Source organism: Psychromonas sp., assembly GCF_983033635.1.
On sequence record NZ_CEZLMY010000017.1, the window covers coordinates 1 to 5,438 of the forward strand.

4 protein-coding genes and 1 pseudogene are annotated in these 5,438 nt (G+C 39.3%); 3 read left to right on the forward strand and 2 right to left on the reverse strand.

The window, feature by feature from the left end:
* The first annotated feature begins 383 nt into the window (after window positions 1-383).
* The 3 genes from nfo (at window position 384) to AC4GME_RS03935 (ending at window position 4,263) form a co-directional block, all read left to right on the forward strand.
* Complete coding sequence (gene nfo / locus AC4GME_RS03925) at window positions 384-1,226, forward strand: deoxyribonuclease IV (protein ID WP_490379039.1); 843 nt, start codon at window positions 384-386, stop codon at window positions 1,224-1,226.
* Between the two features lie 457 nt (window positions 1,227-1,683).
* Window positions 1,684-3,828, forward strand: a complete 2,145-nt coding sequence (locus tag AC4GME_RS03930) for a RelA/SpoT family protein (protein WP_490378338.1) — start codon at window positions 1,684-1,686, stop codon at window positions 3,826-3,828.
* Window positions 3,829-4,263 (forward strand): META domain-containing protein, encoded by a 435-nt coding sequence (locus tag AC4GME_RS03935; RefSeq protein ID WP_490378337.1) that lies wholly within the window; start codon window positions 3,829-3,831, stop codon window positions 4,261-4,263.
* A gap of 24 nt (window positions 4,264-4,287) precedes the next feature.
* On the opposite strand, the gene AC4GME_RS03940 is transcribed toward AC4GME_RS03935, so the two are convergent.
* Together AC4GME_RS03940 and AC4GME_RS03945 are read right to left on the reverse strand one after the other, a co-directional pair.
* Complete coding sequence (locus AC4GME_RS03940; protein ID WP_490379047.1) at window positions 4,288-4,842, reverse strand: ATP-dependent nuclease; 555 nt, start codon at window positions 4,840-4,842, stop codon at window positions 4,288-4,290.
* Window positions 4,837-5,438 (reverse strand): annotated as a pseudogene (locus AC4GME_RS03945) (DUF2813 domain-containing protein); the annotation flags it as partial. The pseudogene AC4GME_RS03945 and the gene AC4GME_RS03940, both read right to left, overlap by 6 nt.

Genomic DNA, 5,438 nt, shown 5'->3' on the forward strand with positions numbered 1-5,438 from the left:
GTTTATACGTAGGGAAGTTAAGCGAATTTAGTCAAAATACTCAGACAGAATAAACGAGACTATTTTTTCAATCAAACAATATTAGCAAAATAATGCTTTCATACTAAAAACATACGTTTATTCCAGCAGTTATCTTGGCTTTTTAGATGAATTAACGAGTTACACGCCCAACCACATAACTATCTGATACAACAGCAGCTGCAGGCTCTAGATCTCCTGAATTTGGACTCGCGTGACTGCAACGATCTAGCTTAGTTCCAACACCAAATTTCCAGGCAGATTTAAATCATTTCATTTGATATAGGCTGCAAAATCATTTACTTTCTTTATGCTACTTTTAACTGCACTGAGTTGAAAATAATTTATCTTTTGGAAAATCATCTATGAAATATATCGGCGCACATGTAAGTGCTTCAGGAGGTGTTTTTAATGCACCTAAAAATGCACATAATATTGGTGCAACTGCCTTTGCACTGTTTACAAAAAACCAGCGTCGCTGGGAAGCTAAAGCGCTTGATGAAGATACTATTCGTAAATTTAAAACAGCTTGTATTCACTATAATTTCAGCGCCGAACAGATCTTGCCGCACGATTCATACCTTATTAATCTCGGACATCCTGAACTAGAAGCATTGCAGAAATCCAGAGATGCATTTTTAGATGAGATGCAACGTTGTCAGCAACTCGGTTTGACGCTATTAAATTTTCACCCTGGCAGCCATCTAAAAAAAATTAACGAACATGATTGTTTATTACGCGTTGCAGAGTCAATTAACTGGGCGTTGCAGCAGACAACATCAGTTAAAGCGGTTATTGAAAATACTGCCGGGCAAGGAACTAATTTAGGTTATCGTTTTGAACAGCTGGCAACCATTATTGAACATGTTGAAGATAAAAAACGTGTTGGAGTCTGCCTTGATACCTGTCACACTTTTGTTTCCGGTTATGATCTGCGCACAATCGATGCATGCGACGATACATTTAAGGCGTTTGCAGATATCGTTGGTTTTGAATTTTTAAGCGGCATGCATATCAATGATAGCAAAGTGCCTCTTGCAAGCCGAGTAGATCGCCACGCATCATTAGGTGCTGGAGAAATTGGCTGGCCTTGTTTCCAATATATTATGCAAGATCCCCGTTTTGACAATATACCAATGGTATTAGAAACAACAGATCCCGATATTTGGGCAGCAGAAATCCAACAATTAAAAAGTTGGGCAAAATAAAATAAAAAAGTGATATTCTATACCCAGAACAGCTGAAAATTCAGGAATCAGCAAGCATTTTTGGGTATATACCCATGATACTTCAAGATGCGAAGTCAGCAAGGCAAAATGTGCCAAGATGCTAGGCATAAAATTGAAGTATAGTTATTCTACATAGAGATTTTATAACAACGCAGATTGGTGCCGCTTGCCTTGCCCTACGGGGTGCTAGCTCGAAAACCAGTCCCGCGTTGCAACAATCGAAAAGGGAGCACCCTTTAAGGATTAAAGTCTTTATTTTAATCCTACCGATAGAGGATTAACGTAGTTAATCGCTCGAAAGGCCCTCATGTTGCTCCTTGTTCTGGTATTCGAGCTAGTGCCTGACAAAGCATCTTGAGGTAACATGGGTATATACTTTTAAAGTCGTCAAACTGGCTTTACTATTATTAGCAATAATTTAAAAAAAAGGTCGCAAATGTCAATATTTCAAACTCTTAAAGATTCCATTCAATCTTACCTTGCCCCTGAGCAGTGTGAGTTTATTGAACGAGCCTACGAGTTTGCTTATAGCGCACACGAAGGCGTTACACGCGTCAGTGGCGAACCTTATATTACCCACCCTGTTGCCGTTGCTGAAATTCTGGCAGAGATGAAACTTGATGATGAAGCTATTGCGGCTGCGCTATTACATGATGTGATCGAAGATACAGAGATAACATATCAAGAAATCTCTGATGCCTTTAACCCCAGCGTGGCAGACTTAGTTGAAGGAGTGACTAAATTAGATAAGGTTAACTTCGAAAATAGGGAACAAGCACAAGCGGAAAATATTCGTAAAATGCTAATTGCGATGTCCAAAGATTTCCGCGTAATGCTTATAAAACTAGCCGATCGCGTACATAATATGCGCACATTAGACTCGCTGCGACTTGATAAACGTCAACGTATCGCCCGGGAAACCTTTGAAATATTTACCCCGATAGCAGATCGGTTAGGCCTCCACCACCTCAAAAATGAGCTGGAGAAACTCGCTTTTAAAGCACAAAACTCAGCACGCTATTACGTATTACAAGAGGCGATTAGCAAAGCTCGTGGTAACAGAAAAGATTTTATTCAGAGTATTTGTAATGAAATTTCCGCAAAATTAGACTGCATTTCAATTGACGCAAAAGTGATAGGACGCGAAAAACATCTTTATAGTTTATACCAAAAAATGCGCAAAAAGGGTTGTCAGTTCCATGATGTGATGGATGTGTATGCCTTTCGTATCATAGTTAAAGATCTCGACACCTGTTATCGTGTATTAGGACAGATGCATCACCTCTATCAGCCTAAACTTGAGTACTTTAAAGATTACATTGCAATCCCCAAAGCCAATAGCTACCAATCGCTGCATACCACTTTAATCACCCAGCATGGTGTCAATATCGAAATTCAAATCCGTACTGAAGATATGGATGCAGTAGCAAAACAAGGAATTGCTGCACATTGGAGTTACAAAGAGGGTAAAGGAAACTCCAAGATTACCGCGCAACTACAAACTCGCAACTGGTTCCAAGGGCTTTCTGAGCAAGAAGCGGATACAAGCAACTCCTTGGTGCTGTTAGAAAATATCAAACAAGAGTTGGGTAATAATGAAATCCATGTATTAACCCCGCAAGGTAAAATTATTGTTTTACCTGCCCATGCAACCCCTGTTGATTTTGCCTATGCATTACATACTAAAGTAGGACATCGCTGCATAAGTGCCACTGTGGATAAAGAGTTTGCACTGCTCAGTGATAAACTTGAAAGTGGTCAAACAATTAAGATTATCACCTCTGATCAACCTCACCCCCGCGCCGACTGGTTAAACTTTGTCGCCACTCATAAGGCACGGAACAGTATTCGCCAATACCTCAAACAACAACCCAAAGAGTTTACTATTCCAGAGGGAAGGCGTTTATTAAAACAGGCATTAAATAAAACTAATTTAACCGAGATTCAACAAGATAATATCGACAAGGTAATTGCAGACCATCACCTCGAAGATTTTAACGCCTTATTACATGAAATAGGCAGCGGCAAATTATTAAGCATTGTAATTGCCCGTCGTTTACGTGGTAATGCAGATGAGTTAACGGAATCAGAGCTAAAACAGCAAAACCGTCAAAGTGCCATCAAAGGTACGGAAGATATAATGCTCTCTTACGCTAACTGCTGTAAACCTTTACCTGGAGATCCGATTGTTGCACATACGAGTCCGGGTAAAGGCTTGGTTGTACATATCAAACAGTGCCACAATGTAAGTGGTTTTGAAAATGAGCTCGATAAATATATCCCCGTTGAATGGGATATGAACTTTATGAATCAATATGAATATTCTAGCGATCTCAATATCACCATGGTTAACCATAAAGCAGGACTAGCGAAACTGTTTAATATCATAGCCAAAAGTAATGCTAATGTAATGAATCTACAAACCACAGAATTACCTGATCATGTTTATTCAATTAATTTAACTCTAACCGTTATCAACCGAATACACTTATCTCGCGTGATGCGTCAAATTAAAAAGCTATCTAACGTTAAAAGTGTCAAACGCAGTAACAAAAAGAAATTTATAAGAGAGGAGCACTAAATGAAATTTATCAAAATTATACCGGTCTTATTAACTGCACTATTTTTATTTTCTTGTAGCGCTGAAACAGCTAGCAATATTGAACCTGCAATCAAAAAAATTGAACTGGCACAAATTCAACAACAATGGGTTTTAGTCGCTATTGACGGGCAACCAATAGATACAAAAATCAGTAGTACGTTAACGGTTGAAGCACCAGCAAAAGCAACCGGTAACCTTGCCTGCAACTATTTTTTTGGTACGCTTGAGCTGCAAAATAACCAGTTAAGAATAGATAAAATGGGTACTACACGTAAAATGTGCCAAGACCAAGTGAATGATATTGAAACGATTGTTTCTACTATTTTAGCTGACTGGTCAGAGGTTTTATTAAATGGTAATAAACTAACTCTAATTGGTAAGGCCCATAGGCTAAACTACAAAATTAAGCAGTAATACCTCTGTTTCAAGAACGTAATATCATCCCGATTGCGTTCTTGCCAACCCCACTAATCGGGCAAATAATCGTTTCAGTAAAGGCGGAATAGAATCCGCACCACGCTCTTCAACAGCACTGGCAATAGCTAACCCTAATCCTGGTTTTGAGTATTTATGTACCGCTTTATCGATAATTTTACTCACCGCAAACCGTGCCAAATCTTTTTCCGTATAATTGGCTGCTTCAAGATAAATATCTGCAAATCCATTTTCAAAAAATAGATGCTCAATATCTAATGCGGGTAAAATTGAAAGGCGATTAGCCAAAAAATCTTTACCTAATAACATATCCTCAACTCGTGTTGCATATTTTTGCCCGGCAGCATCTCCATCCGTTAATACATGCCACTCAATATGAAGATCCTGAGCGAGTTTAATTAGAGGATCAAGCCCACATTGAGCAAACTCGATAATCTGTACACCTTCCACCACGAAATGATAACCACAATAACGCGCGAGCTCTGTTAATAACCAGGTTTCAGTTTCCCCTTCGACCAGTAGCCATGAGCGAGCAAATAGACTGTGCGGACGATTCATGCGCACATGAAAGGCAATTCTCCGTAAATCATTACCTGAAAAGTGCTCTGCATTTAACGAGTAACTTTTGGTTAAGTCAGCATGCCGCACTAAACGCTGAATTCTGCTTAAAGGAAAAAAAGAGAGCAGCTGACTGGAGTTGGTACTGACCAACTTTTGCATCGGCAGTAATGAAAAAAAGCGCCAGGTAATCGCTAAATTAACTGGATGTAAATTATTTTCAGGCTCTTCAAGCAATAATATAGGGCTCGCCCCGCGCCGTAACAGGTGCTCTCCCCGCACTTCCAAGAACTCTCCAAATAATAGTAGCAACATCGCCCGATCACTTTTATGCCCGGTTTTTAATAGATCATTAAAACGGGTTAATGCCTGAAGAGAAAAAGGTCTTTGGGTATGAATATCATGTTCAAAATCAACCCGAGGGTAATTAAATATGCCGTAACGTTTAAACAGGTAATGATCAAAAAGATAACTTAATGCTTCATACCCCCTGCTCATCTCATATTCAGATAACTGCTGCGAAGAGCTAATCAAGCGTTTAAAAATTCGCTTTATTCTTCCTTCACAACGCTCTCGTTTGCTGTAAGCCTCAGATG

Excerpts from the sequence above, each read along its gene's own strand:
- AC4GME_RS03930 (WP_490378338.1), top strand. The coding sequence starts at position 1,684 with ATGTCAATATTTCAAACTCTTAAAGATTCCATTCAATCTTACCTTGCC.
- AC4GME_RS03940 (WP_490379047.1), bottom strand. The coding sequence starts at position 4,842 with ATGAATCGTCCGCACAGTCTATTTGCTCGCTCATGGCTACTGGTCGAA.
- AC4GME_RS03935 (WP_490378337.1), top strand. The coding sequence starts at position 3,829 with ATGAAATTTATCAAAATTATACCGGTCTTATTAACTGCACTATTTTTA.
- nfo (WP_490379039.1), top strand. The coding sequence starts at position 384 with ATGAAATATATCGGCGCACATGTAAGTGCTTCAGGAGGTGTTTTTAAT.